Below are 15,676 nucleotides of genomic sequence, written 5' to 3' on the forward strand. Positions count from 1 at the left end.
TAAAAACTTGCTCCGGCTCCTTCGGGAGCCGAGCTGGAACTCTAAGTAAAATATGTTATATTAAATTGTTGGAATAGGTTACCACAAAAATCGAGCCATGTCAACAAAAAAGTTTTGAGAACACGCTGATTTCGGCAGCTTGCAAGAAAAAGAAAGGGGAACTTTGGCAAAAAGAGAGAGGACTGGACGGTGCCAGCCCTCTTGACAAGTTTTTTAAATCAGAAACAGGTTATCGTACCATACTCTCAAACCGTTTCTGCAAGCGTTCAAACGTTTCGTCATCCACGGTCAGAAAGGTTCGCAGCGACCGCAAATTCAAACGGTGATTCGGCATGAGCTTCAATTCGGTATGTTGAACATCTGATGCATCTGTGAACACTGGCCGACCGCATAGTATTATTCTACTTTTATCATACGGTAGCCCACACCAATATGTGTTTGGATGTATTGCGGGGACTCCTCTGTTGGCTCCAGCTTTTTCCGCAGTGTTGCCATAAATACCCGCAGGGAAGCCACATCGTTATCCCAACTGCGGCCCCAGATATTTTGTGTGATAAAGGTATGGGTCAGTACCTTGCCGACATTCTTGGACAGCAGACACAACAGCTTATACTCCATGGGTGTCAGGTGAAGTTCGTTTTCATCCAGATAAGCGCATCCCCCGACATAATCCACTTTCAACTTACCATTCACAAATACAGAACTGGCAGTAAACATCTCTGCCGTCATCAGAGAGAGTCTTCGCTGCGTCACCCGAAGTCGAGCCAATAATTCTTCAACAGAAAAAGGTTTTGTCAGATAATCGTCAGCTCCGGCATCCAATGCATGAATCTTGTCATTATCTTCACTTCTGGCGCTAATTACAATGATGGGGGCATTGGACCAGGAGCGTACCGTTTGAATGACTTGAACGCCATCCATATCCGGCAAGCCCAAATCCAGCAAGATGATTTCAGGATTGTGCGATGTGGCCTCCATAATGGCTGTCGAGCCACTGGGCGCTACCACATAACGATAATCATTTGTTTTCAATGTGGTTGTAATGAGATTTCGTATAGATGGATCATCCTCAACCACTAATATCAAAGGTTTATTCATGAAGTTCTACCTTCCCGGCGGGTAATGTAAATGTGAACACAGTGCCATTTGGCTGATTGTCTGATACGGAAATCGTGCCGCCGTGGGCGGTCACAATGGACTTGCAGAGGGACAGCCCCAATCCAAGGCTTCTGCGGCTGTCGACCACTTTATTGGCCCCACTATAAAACATATCGAAAATACGGGGCTTCTGCTCATCTGGAATCCCAGGGCCGTTGTCGGAAACGGAAACCGTGACCCATTGCTCTTTTTGATCGGTATGTATTTCAATTACTGAACCGACAGGGGTATATTTGATGGCGTTGTCAACCAAATTGATAATCACCTGAACGATCAGCTTCGCATCAATGTGGGCAAGGATAAAGTCATTCCCGCTGGTCACACGAATGGTGTGTTCTTTACTCTTTCTGTTGATGTGCTTCAGTGCTTCAGAAACGACCTCATCCATGAGTTCGATACTCCGAGTTAGATTGACCTGTCCGCCCTCAATTCGTGTGACGGCCAACAGGTTTTCAACGAGATTGATCAGCCACATGGAATCGTCATAAATATCGGTAAAGGTCTGCTCCCGCAATGCATCATCCATCTTTTTATAATTTGCAAGCAAATTGTCTGCGCTGCCAGAAATCGCTGTCAAAGGGGTTCGAAGATCATGAGAGATTGCCCGCAGCAGGTTAGCACGAAGCTGTTCATTTTGCGCCAGAACAGCCGCTTCCTCTTTTTCTTTGGCGTTTTTGATGTTTTCAAGTGCCAAAGCGCACTCGCCCAGAATAGAGAGGAGTACGCTGTTTTCGAAAGAGTCCAGCGGAATACCGTTCACCGCAATACCAGCCACTCCATATACATGCTGGTTGACCCGAATCGCAAGGTATAAACACTTTGCATTAGATAATGTATCTGTTGTGGCACCGGCGTGTTTATTGTTTCGGAAGACCCAATCGGCGACTGCTTTCTCGTTCTCAGAAATTAAATTTTCCTGAATGCTATTAACAGCACGAAAAACGTTAGGGGTGGCAAGTTCTTTACCATCAGACAGGTAGACGACAATATCTTTTTTCAGCAGCTTCATGAGCTGCCCTGCCGTAGCGGTGATTACCGCATTCTCATCCTGCTCTTTTTGTAGAAGCTGGTTAGTTTCAAAAAGAATCTTTGTACGGTAAGCTGTATGGGCAGATTGTTTCGCATTTTCTTTCAGCCGGGTAGCGAGAGATCCGGAAAGCAGTGTTACTATAAACATAATGGTAAAGGTAACAATATAGTTCGGATCGTCAAAATGGAATGTCAGTCTCGGAGTGGTAAAAAAGAAATTGAAAACCAGCACACTGACAACCGAGGTCAGAATCCCGCACAGTCGGTTGGTTGTGATTACAGCGGCCACAAGTACGCCTAATATGTAAACTGCGATAATATTACTTTCCGTGACCCCAAGAGCGTCAAAGCCACAGCCAATGAGTGTAGATACCAGCAATACGACGATACTCTTCAGAACATCACGCAGGGGCATCGCATCTACCTGCGCCTTACTCTTTTTTTCCTGATAGCTGGTTCCTATGCTGGCATCCGGTATCACATGAATATCCAGATTAGGTGCGCTGGAAATCAGGCGTTCCGTCAAGGTGGGCTTGCTGAAAATATTCTTTCGTGCAATGGTACTTCGTCCAATTACGATTTTTGAGATGCCGGAAAGACGGGCAAATTCCGCAATCTGATAAGGCACGTCATCGCCATAACTTGTCTCAATCGTAGCGCCAAGTTGCTGGGCCAGACGCTTATTATCCTGCAAACGCTTTTTATCATCGTCACTCATCGCCGCTGTATTTGGCGTTTCCACATAAAGAGCGGTAAATGTTCCCCGAAAGGCTCTTGCCATCCTTGCAGCAGTCCGAATGATTTTTGCGTTGGATGGCGACGAGGAAAGACATGCCAGAATGCGCTCGTCTGTATGGTAATCGCCTCGGCTCTGTACTCTGGCGCTTTCCGTCAGTAAGTTCACCCGGTCAGCGCACCGACGGAGGGCGATTTCCCGCAATGCGGTGAGATTTTCCAGCGTGAAAAAATTAACTGTTGCCCGCTGCGCCTGATCTTCCCGGTACACATTTCCACTTGCCAGTCGTTCCAGCAACTCCGCAGGCTCAATATCCACCAGTTCTACCTGATCTGCTTGATCAAAGGTGGAATCCGGAATGCGCTCTCGCACAAGAATTCCGGTGATAGAGGCTACTGTATCGTTGAGACTCTCGATATGTTGGACATTTACAGTCGTATAGACATCAATTCCAGCATTTAGCAGTTCCTGAATATCCTGATACCGCTTCGTGTGCCGACTGCTTTCGGCGTTGGTATGGGCCAACTCATCCACCAGTATGAGCTGGGGATTTCGCTTGAGCGCAGCATCAATATCAAATTCACGAAGGGTCATTCCTTCGTAAGCAACTTGTTTCACAGGAAGCTGCTCCAAGCCGTCCAGAAGTGCCATCGTCTGGGGTCGGGCATGGGGTTCTATGTATCCAGCAACCACATCGATGCCACGCTCCTTAGCCTGATGAGCCGCCTGAAGCATGGCATAGGTCTTTCCGACACCTGCGGCATAACCGAAAAAGATTTTGAGTTTTCCGCTTTTCTTAGTGGATGCATCGTTACGGATCGCACGAAGAAGCTGATCCGGATCTTGTCTTGGCAGTTCCATTTTAACCCTCCTATCAAAGAAATCTTCCGACCGGAAATCATTGCAAAGGATGCGGCTATGGTAATTATAAATCAAAGGGAGTAAAAAAGGTAAAAGAGAATGCGTATCTGTATTAAGGCCGTCTAAAGATGCAGGACTTATTCTTTTTTATCACGAGCTTGTGCCAGAAATTCAATCAGCCGTTTCCTTGTCAGAATCCCGCATAGAGCATTCCGGCCATCAACGATGGGGACAAAATTCTGATTCAGCATTGCAGTTACAACCTGCTCGGAATCTGCATCTATTTGTAACGCAGGGCAAAAATCTCTGCGAACAATGCTGCCAAGTTGGTATCCCTCCTGTACTTTCAAGTCTGTTGTCTGGCAAGCAAGAAGGTGGCGGAGGAAATCTCCCTCCGTCACGCTTCCAATATACTGTTCCTGATCATTCAGTACCGGGACAGCGGTATAGCCATGTACCATAAACCGTTCCAATCCCTGACGAATCGTATCCTTTTCATAAAGAAATACAGTGGAGATTTTGGGAATCATGATTTTAGCTATGTTCATTTCACTTCTCCAGAATACCGTCCAGCATCAGATTGACTTCCAGCACATTGACGGTCTCTTCGCCAAAAATGCCAAGGAATCGTCCGTCGGTGCAGTTTTGGATGATCTCACGCACTTCATCTTCGGTCATATCATTTGCCTTTGCAATGCGTGCTACCTGATATTCCGCTGCTGCCGGGGAAATATGGGGATCAAGCCCACTGCCGGAACAAGTAACCAGGTCCACCGGAATGGCCGTTTCGTCCATGTCCGGATCGGCAGCCCGGAGCTTTTCTACCCGCTCTGCCACGAGCTGTGCATACTCCTCACTTGCCGGAGAGAGGTTGGAGGGAGCGGCGTACATCAGTGCCTTTCCGTTTTCATCCGTATAGGTTGAAACATCAATATTCATAATGCGCCCCCACATGTGGGCTTCATCTGTATATTGCTGCCCAAGTAATTCACAGCCATATTTTTTCCCGTCTACTTCAATGATGCTTCCGTTTGCATTATCCGGGAAAATAAGCTGAGCGATTCCTGTGACAACACCCGTATAGATTACGCCGCACAGCAGAGTAAAGATCAAAAAGATCATGCCTGCCTTTGGCAGGACACTTTTTATCGTTTTCATGATAGATACCCCCTTACCCGAATATGGTGAGAAAAATTTTCTGAAGCAATTCCGGCTTCCACAGGGCGAAACGCAGGGTGGTCGCACATAGAACGGCGAAGCTTATTCCAAGCATTCCTTCAAAATACGAGATCGTTTTCTTTGTTACTGCATTCATAGGATGCATCCTCCTTACATCAGACCGGTAAATACAAGCAGAATATCGATCAGTTTCACAAAGATAAAGGGAGCAGCCAGACCACCCAGCCCATAAACCAGCAGATTCCGTGACAGCAGCTTTCCGGCAGAGACCTCACGGTATTTCACACCTTTCAGCGCCAACGGAATGAGCGCGATAATGATGAGTGCATTATAAATGATCGCAGAGAGGACAGCACTCTGCGGGGAGTGCAGCCCCATAATATTCAGAGCAGACAGACCCGGATAAAGTCCCACAAACAGCGCCGGAATAATGGCAAAGTATTTTGCCACATCGTTAGCAATGGAGAAGGTGGTCAGGCTGCCTCGTGTCATCAAAAGCTGTTTGCCGATGCGTACAATGTCGATCAGTTTTGTAGGCGAAGAGTCCAGATCCACCATATTGCCTGCTTCTTTTGCTGCCTGTGTGCCGCTGTTCATGGCAACTGCAACGTCTGCTTGTGCCAAAGCCGGGGCGTCGTTGGTGCCGTCGCCTGTCATGGCTACCAAGTGACCCTTGGCCTGAAAATCCCGGATCATTGCCAGCTTTCCTTCCGGGGTTGCTTCCGCAAGAAAATCATCCACACCGGCCTCGGCAGCAATGGCCGCAGCTGTGATCGGATTGTCGCCGGTGATCATAATGGTCTTGATACCCATTTTTCGCAGATCTGCAAATTTCTCCTTCACACCCTGCTTGATAATATCCTTCAGATAGATAACGCCGAGGATCTTGTGGTTCTTAGCTACGACCAGAGGTGTGCCGCCCTTGGACGCAATAGACTTGACAACTCGATCACAGTCCGGAGAATACATACCGCCTGCATGGGTCACATAACTCTGCATGGCGTCTGCTGCGCCTTTTCGGATTTCGTTGCCGTCAAAATCGACGCCGCTCATACGGGTCACGGCAGTAAATGGGACAAAGTGCATATTCTTGTCCTGAAGGCTTCTGCCACGAATTCCAAACTGTTCCTTGGCCAGCACGACAACGCTTCTGCCCTCAGGGGTCTCGTCTGCCAGAGAAGAAAGCTGAGCGGCGTCTGCCAGTTCCTGAATATCTACACCATCTACCGGAATGAACTCCGATGCCTGTCGATTGCCCAGAGTGATGGTTCCGGTTTTGTCAAGCATCAAAGTGTCTACATCACCGGCGGCTTCAATGGCGCGTCCACTCATGGCCAGAACATTTGCCTGGTTCAGTCGGGACATACCGGCAATACCGATGGCAGAAAGCAAGGCACCAATGGTAGTAGGAGCAAGGCATACCAGCAGCGCAACCAGAGTTGTTACAGAGGTGGGATTCTCAATTCCTGCCAGTTTTGCAGAAAAAATAGAATAAGTGTAGAGGGAGACTGTTACTAAAATAAAGATGATGGACAAGGCTACCAGAAAAATCTGCAAAGCAATTTCGTTGGGCGTCTTTTTCCGGGCAGCACCTTCTACCATCGCAATCATCTTGTCCAGAAAGCTCTCTCCGGCTTCGTTGGTCACTCTGACAACGATCCAGTCCGACAGTACAGTGGTGCCGCCGGTCACAGCGCTGCGGTCGCCGCCTGCCTCACGAATTACAGGAGCGGATTCGCCGGTGATGGCGCTTTCATCCACAGATGCCGCCCCTTCTACGACTTCGCCGTCTGCCGGAATCTGCTCTCCGGCTTTGACGATCACCAGTTCCCCCTTTTTCAGCAGAGCGGAGGGAACCACGGTCACGCTGTCCTTCTCCGAGACAGAGGGAATCTTATGCGCGTCTACGTCCTTACGGGATGCCCGGAGAGAATCAGCCTGTGCCTTGCCTCGGCCTTCTGCAATGGCCTCGGCAAAATTGGCAAATAGCACGGTAAACCAAAGAATCACTGCAATCGCCAGCGTATATCCGCTTGGAGCGTCTTTTAAGCCGAACAGGGACACCACCCAAAGAATGCTGGTCAAAATAGCAGCCACAAAAACCAGAAACATGACCGGATTTTTTGCCTGTGTTTTCGGGCTCAATTTCACAAAAGAATCTTTAATTGCCCTGCCAAGCATTTTCCGGTCGGCAAAAGCAGTTTTCTGTTTTGTACTCATATCTGTAACCCTCCGTTACGCAATGCTTCCAAAGAACTCAGCAAGTGGACCAAGAGCAAGCGCCGGGAAGAAGCTCAGCGCACCGATCAGCAATACCACAACAATCAGCAGGAAAACAAACATTCCATTTGTGGTAGACAAGGTGCCCGCAGTCGTGGCAATTTTCTTTTTCCCAGCCAGGCTGCCTGCGATTGCAAGTGTGCCGATGATGGGCAGGAACCGGGCAAAGAGCATCACCAGTCCCAGGCTTACATTCAGAAATACGGTATTCCCATTGAAACCGGCAAAGGCAGAGCCGTTATTGCCGCCACAGGATGAGTAGGCATACAGCATTTCAGAGAAACCGTGGGCACCGCCGTTATGCAGGCTGTCCATGACAGAGGGTACTACGGCGGCAAGGCCACTGCCGACCAGAATTGCAATGGGTGTTGCAAGGCAAACCAGTACCGACCATTTCATCTCATAAGGCTCAATTTTCTTGCCAAGGAATTCCGGTGTACGGCCTACCATCAGACCGGCAATGAACACCGTCAGAATAGCAAAAGCAAGCATACCGTAAAGGCCGCAGCCCACGCCGCCGAAAACAACCTCGCCGAGCTGCATCAGCAGCATAGTCACCATACCGGCAAGCGGCGTGTAGCTGTCATGCATGGAATTTACAGAGCCGTTAGAAGCTGCTGTGGTGAAAGCTGCCCAGGTAGAGGACGCTGCAATGCCGAAGCGAGTCTCCTTGCCCTCCATATTGCCGCCTGCCTGTTCGGCCATTGACATATTGACTGCGCCGTTTTGTGCAAGCTGGGGGGTGCCAACCTGTTCAGTGACGGCGATACAGCCCAAAGCAACAACCAGGCAGAGAAACATTGCCATAAAGATCGCAACACCCTGCTTCTTGTTCTTTACCGCAGAACCGAATGTGAAACACAGTGCCGCCGGAATCAGTAGAATGGAAATCATTTCGATCAGATTGGTAAAGGCATTGGGATTTTCCAAAGGATGTGCGGAGTTGACGCCCATATAACCGCCGCCGTTGGTGCCGGTCTGTTTGATTGCGACCTGGCTGGCCGCAGGACCCATCGGTACGAACTGCTCGGTGACGATCTGTGCATCCGAAACGATTTCGCCATCTACAGTGACGGTTTCGGTGTCTAAGTCAATTACCGCATCCTCAAGGATTTCGCCTTCTGCACTGACGGCAATCGGTTCTACAAGGGATACTGTTTCTGCACTTTTCAGGTTCTGAATCACGCCGCCGCCTACCAGCAACAGAGAAATGACCAGATTCAGCGGGAGTAGGATGTGAACCACAATGCGGGTCAAGTCCACCCAAAAGCTTCCCAACCCGGAGGATTTCACCTTGATAAAGCCACGGATCAATGCAAATAGAACGGCGATACCTGTAGCTGCGGAAACAAAGTTCTGAACAGTCAGACCTAAAGCCTGAGTGAGATAACTCAATGTGGATTCACCGGAATATGCCTGCCAGTTTGTATTGGTAATGAAACTTGCAGAAGTGTTAAATGCCAAATCCCATTTCACACCGGAAAGATGCTGCGGATTTCCGGGAAGAACTCCCTGCAGAAGTTGAAGCAGGAACAGAAAAACAAGGCCGATACTGGAAAAAATCATTACACTTACCGCATATTTTTTCCATGTCATCTGTTCTTCTCTGTCTACACGCGTAACCTTGTAAATCAGGTTTTCGCACGGTGTCAGAACTTTGGACAAAAAAGTTTTCTCGCCGCTCATGACGTTTTTTATGTATGCGCCCAGCGGAATTGCCAAAACAACCAGAATGGCAAGGTATAAAACATACTGAATCATGGTGCTCATGCCTGATCATCTCCCTTCATTAAAATATAGACATACCACAGCAGCATTGCTGCCGCACATACACCTATGAGTGCAATTAGCATTTGCATAAGATTCAACCTCCTTTTTTGCTGTCCCCAATATCATAAACCCTTTCCTCTAAAAATGGCATTAGTCATCTTTTGTGCGTTTAAAGATGAAATAAAGATTACAACCATCCCAAAAGCCATGCCATAGGAAAGGCGATAACGATCGTACTGATACAGACACACGCCAAAACCAGTAAGGGCATTCCAACAAAGATGGAGATGGAGCCAAGTAGCGGATGATGCCAAATAAAGCGCTCCGCTTTTGCGTCAAATCTCTGTTCAAATCTTCTCGCCGCATTTGTAATGCTCATAATTGTTCACCTCATTCCTTTCTTGCAAAGCCATAATACCGCTAAAAGTATTAAGTGGGGGAAAGGGTTCTGCAATCGGAACAAAGATTGTATAAGTTTTTGTCGCTCCAGGAAGTGATCTTACGGCTTTGTTCAAGCCTTGTGCGCTTTTGTCTGAAATCCGTCACGCTTTATAACGAGTCGTGAACCTTCAGGGTTTTGCTGCCAAATAGATGTCAAAACAGCAGTATAGCCCGGATGGAGGCGCTGCCGATAAAATAAAAAAAGTGAACCCTCTGGGTATTTCCACCCAGAAAAGTCCACATAGAAAGAGCTGCTTTGGATTTATAAGAGATCGCAGTTGTCCAAATCCCTGCCATGAATCGTAGTTGTTGATGTACATTTGATGTTTGGGCTAAACAGGCAAGATTGTAGCTGCCATTTTGGGTTCGAACCCGGCCATTTTCCCGGCTTTGCATAAAAATCCGATGCCTGCTTTAAGGGGCTGATTTTGGCTCTGCACATTTTTGCACACTTTTTGCACACCGGAACGGCTGGATAACGGATGCAAGAGGGAACAACAGGTGCAAAGGATGCAGCAGATGCAAAACACGAATTTACGATAAAACGATAAAAATAATGAATTGACGCAATTTTGAAAATTGACGATTGTTGCACGTTGATTTCTCTTAATCAGTGGGCCCAGGGTTCGAGTCCCTGGAGGTGCACCACGTCAACAAAATCCGAACTTTTTTCCGATAGGAGAAGGGTTTGGATTTTTTGTATTCTTTGGAAAACAGAACGAATCCCTTGCCTCTATCGAAAAAACGTCCTAGACCTTATCATAAAAAAGCACGACAGACCACTGTAAGAGTGCCGTAAGGCGGAAAGGACACAAACATGAAGTACGATGCAAGAGCTTGCCATTTCAACATGGACACCGGCTGTGTGGAGCTGCTGCTCCGGGATGGCAGAAAGGTTTCTATCGACTGCACCGGAATCACGGATACGCTGGACATGACCATGGCGCAGAGGTCGGAATTGGATTACCTTATCTACAATGACCCACTGGGCTATGCCGATTTGATTCTAAACGGTGACCCGGAGGAATATTTGAAGAATGTGACTGGGAGCCATGGACTAGAAAGCTAAATGAATGCTGGACATTACCGCTTTTTTGAGCTGGTGATGTCCGGCATTTTTTAGTGCTGGCCGATTAATTTTAATGGAATCTTTATACTTCTACAATTTTCTTTACGGCTCTTTTATTTATTCCATGCTAATCTTTATGCACACGGATAGGTAAAGGAGTTTTTATGATTCAATATCCTCGTTACAGGCAGCACCGTTTTTCTTCTTTTCAGGTCATTATTGCAGGTTTTGCGGCAGTTGGTCTGGTGGGCGCATTGCTTCTGATGCTCCCGATTGCTACACAACAGCGGTGCGTCACACCGTTCCATGAGGCACTGTTTACCTCCACTTCTGCCCTTTGCGTGACCGGTCTTGTGGTACAGGATACCGGCAGCTACTGGTCGGCATTCGGGCAGAGCGTAATTCTTCTTCTGATCCAGATCGGAGGATTGGGCGTCATTACGGTGGGTGCTGCCTTTGCGCTGCTTTCCGGGCGAAAGATCTCCCTCAAGCAGCGCAGCACGATGCAGGAAGCTACTGCTGCCCCGCAGATGGGCGGCATCGTGCGGCTGACAGGCTTTATTCTGCGGATCACCGCCCTGTTTGAATTGGTCGGTGCTGCACTGCTGCTGCCGACATTTTGCGCCGATTATGGTTTGCGCGGGATCTGGTATGCACTGTTTCATTCCATTTCGGCGTTCTGCAATGCCGGCTTTGACCTGCTGGGAACAGAGGGGGCAAAATTTGTTTCGCTGACACGGTATGCAGGAAATCCATTGCTTACCACAGTGATCGCTGCACTGATCGTCTTTGGCGGCCTTGGCTTTCTGACATGGGAGGACATTTGTACATATCGCCTTGATCTTCACCGTTATCGGATGCAGAGCAAGGTGATCCTTGTCACAACGGCGTTTCTTCTGGTACTGCCGGCGCTGTACTTTTATTGCTTCGAGTTCACGGCAGGCTCTGCCCGGCAGCGCATTTTATTGTCGATGTTCCAATCTGTTACCCCCCGTACTGCCGGCTTTAACACCGCTGATCTTGCTGCGATGGGCAGCACTTCACAGGCATTGATGGTGGTTCTGATGCTGTTGGGCGGTTCGCCCGGCTCTACGGCAGGCGGCATGAAAACCACAACATTTGCCGTTCTGCTGGCCAATATGTGGGCGACCTTCCGCCGCAGAGAAGATGCCGAATTTTTCGGGCGGCGCATAGATGGTTCTGCGGTCAAGAATGCTGCTACGATTGCAGGGATGTATTTGACGCTGTTCTTCCTCGGAGCCTTTGTCATTGCTGCGGCTGAGCAGCTGCCGATGTCGGTCTGTCTGTATGAGACCGCATCGGCTGTGGCAACGGTAGGTCTGACATTGGGCGTCACGCCGCAGTTGGGGGTCCTTTCGCAGGGGGTGCTGATCGCACTGATGTTTTTAGGACGTGTTGGCGGATTGACGTTGATCTATGCGGCATTTGGCAGCAGCCCTGCCCACTCTCGTCTGCCGCAGGAGAAGATCGCAATCGGATAAAGGAGACAAGTATGAAATCGATTCTTTTGATCGGGCTTGGCCGTTTTGGCCGCCATATTGCGCAGGAACTGAATGAGCTGGGTCATCAGGTCATGGCAATCGACAGCAACGAAGACCGTGTGAACGCCGTGCTTTCCTATGTGACGAATGCACAGATCGGTGACAGCACCAGCGAATACTTTCTGCGCTCCCTTGGTGTCGGCAATTTTGATGTGTGTATCGTAACGATCGGCGGTAATTTTCAGAGTTCGTTGGAAACAACATCACTGCTCAAAGAATTGGGGGCAAAGCTTGTGGTCTCGCGTGCAGAGCGGGATGTACAAGCTAAGTTTTTGCTGCGCAACGGTGCGGATGAAGTGGTCTACCCGGAAAAGCAGCTGGCAAAGTGGGCAGCGATCCGATACAGTTCCGAACACATTCTCGATTATATCGAGCTGCAGGACGACCACGCCATCATGGAAGTGACCATTCCGCCGGAATGGATGGATCGCACGATCGGCGAGATCAATATCCGAAAAAAGTATAACATCAATATTCTTGCGCTGAAAAAAGACGGAAAGCTCGATATGAACATTACGCCGGATACGCAGCTGTGCCGGGATGAAAGCATACTGGTTTTGGGGAAATACGCATTGATCCAAAAGTGTTTCCGGCTCTGAAAAGATAGGACGGATCATATGGATGTCGTTTTGTTGTTGATGGTTCTTGGAGTCATGTTGAGTGGCTTTTGGGCAGCAGATGCGCTGGATCACATGCGGAAGGAGATCCTTCGACAGGAAGGAAAAAGACGTGGCTGGTGGTCGTGACCATCAAATTGTGCTATACTGTGGGCAAGGCAGGTGATCTTTATGAATCAGAACGACCCACCCACTGAACATATTCTGGCGTGTCTGTCGTCCTCTCCCTCCAATGCAAAGATCGTGCGGACGGCAGCAACGATGGCAAAGGCATTTGGAGGGACCTTTACAGCTCTGTATGTCCGGACGCCTGACTCGGATCAGATGGGAAAAGAAGACTGTCGGCGCTTGCAGCAGCACATTCGTATGGCAGAGCAGGCAGGTGCCGACATTTCTACGATCTACGGGGATGACATTCCGCAGCAGATCGCAGAGTTTGCCCGCATCTCCGGCATTACAAAAATCGTGCTGGGGCGCTCCAGCGTACATCGCCGCCATTTCTGGAGTGGACCGTCACTGACTGAAAAATTGACGATGACTGCGCCTAATCTGGATATTTATATCATCCCGGATGCTTCTGCAGAGAACGGCTACGGTTCAGGAAGAAAGCTGTTCATCCGTCCGTTTCTGCCTTCTGTCCGCGATTTACTGATCACCGCAGGCATTTTGAGCTGCATCACGCTCATCGGCTTTCTCTTTTTACAATTGGACTTTGCGCGCTATAACATTATTACGTTCTATATGCTGGGGGTGCTGTTCACCGCATTGTGTACCAACGGTTACACCTGCGGTGTGCTGGGCTCCATTGCCAGTGTTGCGCTATACAATTTTTTCTTGACGGAACCGCGCCTGACATTCCATGCGTATGATCCCGGTTATCAGGTTACATTTGCCCTGATGCTGACCTCTGCGATCATTACCTGCACCCTGACAACACGGTTGAAAGACCATGCAAAAATGTCTGCACAGGCGGCGTTCCGTACAAAAATACTGTTTGATACAAATCAGCTTTTACAGAGAGCAAAAAGCGAGGAAGAAATCCTCTCTCAGACAGCGTCCCAGTTGATGAAGCTGCTGAACCGGAGCCTGATCGTCTACCCGGAACAAAACGGAGATCTTGGTTCAGAACAGGTTTTTGGGGTTGACGGGAAAACGGTGCAAAACATCTTTTCTGCACCGGAAGAACGGGATGCAGCAAATTGGACATTTGCAAACAAAAAGCGTTCCGGTGCAGGCACGGATAGCTGCCCGGACGCAAAGGGGCTTTATCTTGCACTTCGGACCGGAGGCGGCGTGTTTGGAGTGGTTGGGATCGACCTGTCCGAAAAACCGCTGGATGCCTTTGAAAACAGTGTGCTGCTTTCCATTCTGGGTGAAGGCGCGCTGGCCATTGAAAACCGCAGAAACGCGCTGGAAAAAGAGCAAGCTGCATTGCAGGCAAGGAATGAAGAGCTGCGGGCAAACCTGCTGCGCACGATCTCCCATGATCTGCGCACCCCGCTGACCTCTATTTCCGGCAATGCCAGCAATCTGCTTTCCAACGGAGAAACGCTGGATACAGAGACCCGGAACAAGATCTGCACCGATATTTTTGACGATGCACAATGGCTGATCGGTCTGGTGGAAAATCTGCTTTCCATCACCCGCATTGAGGATGGTCGGATGAATCTGCAGATCTCGCCGCAGCTGATGGATGAGATGATCGAAGAAGCACTGCACCATGTCAATCGGAAAAGCTGCGAACACACCATCACAACACAGTATGGGGACGAGATCCTCCTGGTCAATGTGGATGCACGGCTGATCATGCAGGTCGTTGTCAATCTGGTGGATAACGCCATCAAATACACCCCCGTAGGCTCGGTCATTCAGATTTCGGCTTACCGGAAAGACCATCAGGTCGTAGTGGACGTTGCAGATAACGGTCCCGGCATTCCGGAGCGCGCAAAAGCACAGGTGTTCGAGATGTTTTATACCGGGCAGAGCCGCATCGCAGACAGCCACCGCAGCCTTGGACTGGGCTTGCCCCTCTGCCGTGCGATCCTGACGGCTCACGGCGGAACATTGACCCTGCGTGACAACATTCCCAATGGCAGTGTCTTTTCCTTTGCATTGCCGCAAAGCGAGGTGAATATCCATGAATAAGCCGACCATTCTGGTCGTAGAGGATGATGTTCCTGTACGGTGTCTGATCACAACGACCCTGAAGACTCACGGCTATAAATATCTGACTGCTTCCAATGGGGAAACGGCAATCATGATGACTACCAGCCACAATCCGGACATCATGCTGCTGGATCTTGGACTGCCCGATATAGACGGCATCGAGGTCATCCGCAGCGTCCGCACATGGTCGAACCTGCCCATCATCGTCCTGAGTGCCCGGAGCGAGGATTCTGATAAGATCGAAGCACTGGACAACGGCGCAGACGATTATCTGACAAAGCCGTTTTCCGTGGATGAGCTGCTGGCAAGACTGCGTGTAACGCAGCGCCGATTGAATCTGCTGGCTTCTGACAGCATAAACAGCCCGGTTTTTGTCAATGGTCCTTTGAAGATCGACTTCTCGGCCGGGTGCGTCTGGTTGAGCGAGAATGAATTGCATTTGACCCCCATCGAGTACAAGCTGCTGTGTGTGCTGGCGCATAATGTGGGCAAAGTGCTGACGCATACCTCCCTCACGCAGAAAGTATGGGGCAGTACGCAGGAAAATGACATTGCTTCCTTGCGAGTTTACATGGCATCCCTGCGCAAAAAATTGGAACGATGCCCGGATGCGCCGCATCTGATCCAGACTCATGTTGGTGTCGGATACCGGATGCTGCGCGTGGAAAATGATGAAGCATAGTAAAAAAAACAGGGTGCGCCCCTGAATGAACACGACCACATCTTGTGGAGGGGTTCAAACCAATCCACAAGAACAGGTGAGCGTGACGAAAATGATCCTCCATATCAAGCTTCTGCTAACAATGTT

Annotated in this window: 13 protein-coding genes and 1 tRNA gene; 6 read left to right on the forward strand and 8 right to left on the reverse strand. The window is 49.2% G+C overall.

Annotated features, from left to right (window positions below; translation table 11 throughout):
• Positions 1–396 precede the first annotated feature (396 nt).
• The 8 genes from MTP40_RS03180 to MTP40_RS03215 form a co-directional block, all read right to left on the reverse strand.
• Positions 397–1,098 (reverse strand): response regulator transcription factor, encoded by a 702-nt coding sequence (locus MTP40_RS03180; protein WP_207684902.1) that lies wholly within the window; start codon positions 1,096–1,098, stop codon positions 397–399.
• A complete protein-coding gene (locus tag MTP40_RS03185) occupies positions 1,091–3,784 on the reverse strand; it encodes a sensor histidine kinase (protein ID WP_249259809.1) in 2,694 nt (897 codons plus the stop codon). The genes MTP40_RS03180 and MTP40_RS03185 overlap by 8 nt, the downstream gene beginning before the upstream one ends.
• A gap of 137 nt (positions 3,785–3,921) precedes the next feature.
• Positions 3,922–4,332, reverse strand: coding sequence for a CBS domain-containing protein (locus MTP40_RS03190; RefSeq protein ID WP_112145659.1), 411 nt, complete (start codon positions 4,330–4,332; stop codon positions 3,922–3,924).
• Position 4,333: 1 nt separating this feature from the next.
• Entirely contained in the window at positions 4,334–4,942 is a 609-nt protein-coding gene (gene kdpC / locus MTP40_RS03195) for a potassium-transporting ATPase subunit KdpC (RefSeq protein WP_154277724.1), read from the reverse strand.
• 13 nt (positions 4,943–4,955) lie between these two features.
• The gene (locus tag MTP40_RS03200) at positions 4,956–5,099 is read right to left on the reverse strand and encodes a hypothetical protein (RefSeq protein WP_249259810.1); all 144 of its coding nucleotides are present in this window, start codon (positions 5,097–5,099) and stop codon (positions 4,956–4,958) included.
• A 14-nt stretch (positions 5,100–5,113) separates the two neighbouring features.
• A complete protein-coding gene (gene kdpB / locus MTP40_RS03205; RefSeq protein ID WP_098923162.1) occupies positions 5,114–7,183 on the reverse strand; it encodes a potassium-transporting ATPase subunit KdpB in 2,070 nt (689 codons plus the stop codon).
• Positions 7,184–7,198: 15 nt separating this feature from the next.
• The gene (kdpA, locus tag MTP40_RS03210) at positions 7,199–9,013 is read right to left on the reverse strand and encodes a potassium-transporting ATPase subunit KdpA (protein ID WP_249259811.1); all 1,815 of its coding nucleotides are present in this window, start codon (positions 9,011–9,013) and stop codon (positions 7,199–7,201) included.
• 187 nt (positions 9,014–9,200) lie between these two features.
• Positions 9,201–9,392, reverse strand: coding sequence for a hypothetical protein (locus MTP40_RS03215; RefSeq protein WP_097771706.1), 192 nt, complete (start codon positions 9,390–9,392; stop codon positions 9,201–9,203).
• Positions 9,393–10,020: 628 nt separating this feature from the next.
• Between MTP40_RS03215 and MTP40_RS03220 the strand changes: the two genes are divergently transcribed.
• The 6 genes from MTP40_RS03220 (at position 10,021) to MTP40_RS03245 (ending at position 15,550) form a co-directional block, all read left to right on the forward strand.
• A tRNA-Ser gene (locus MTP40_RS03220) sits at positions 10,021–10,102 on the forward strand.
• Positions 10,103–10,271: 169 nt separating this feature from the next.
• A complete protein-coding gene (locus tag MTP40_RS03225) occupies positions 10,272–10,523 on the forward strand; it encodes a DUF6061 family protein (RefSeq protein WP_249259812.1) in 252 nt (83 codons plus the stop codon).
• Positions 10,524–10,687: 164 nt separating this feature from the next.
• Positions 10,688–12,025, forward strand: coding sequence for a TrkH family potassium uptake protein (locus tag MTP40_RS03230; RefSeq protein WP_249259813.1), 1,338 nt, complete (start codon positions 10,688–10,690; stop codon positions 12,023–12,025).
• An 11-nt stretch (positions 12,026–12,036) separates the two neighbouring features.
• Positions 12,037–12,684, forward strand: a complete 648-nt coding sequence (locus MTP40_RS03235; protein WP_117534951.1) for a potassium channel family protein — start codon at positions 12,037–12,039, stop codon at positions 12,682–12,684.
• A 279-nt stretch (positions 12,685–12,963) separates the two neighbouring features.
• Positions 12,964–14,847, forward strand: coding sequence for a DUF4118 domain-containing protein (locus MTP40_RS03240; protein WP_156076136.1), 1,884 nt, complete (start codon positions 12,964–12,966; stop codon positions 14,845–14,847).
• Positions 14,840–15,550 carry a response regulator gene (locus MTP40_RS03245; RefSeq protein WP_249259814.1) on the forward strand — a complete coding sequence of 237 codons (711 nt, stop codon included), beginning with the start codon at positions 14,840–14,842 and terminating at the stop codon, positions 15,548–15,550. The genes MTP40_RS03240 and MTP40_RS03245 overlap by 8 nt, the downstream gene beginning before the upstream one ends.
• Positions 15,551–15,676: the final 126 nt, after the last annotated feature.

It is taken from the genome of Faecalibacterium sp. IP-3-29 (assembly GCF_023347335.1).
Classification (GTDB): Bacteria; Bacillota; Clostridia; order Oscillospirales; family Ruminococcaceae; genus Faecalibacterium; species Faecalibacterium duncaniae.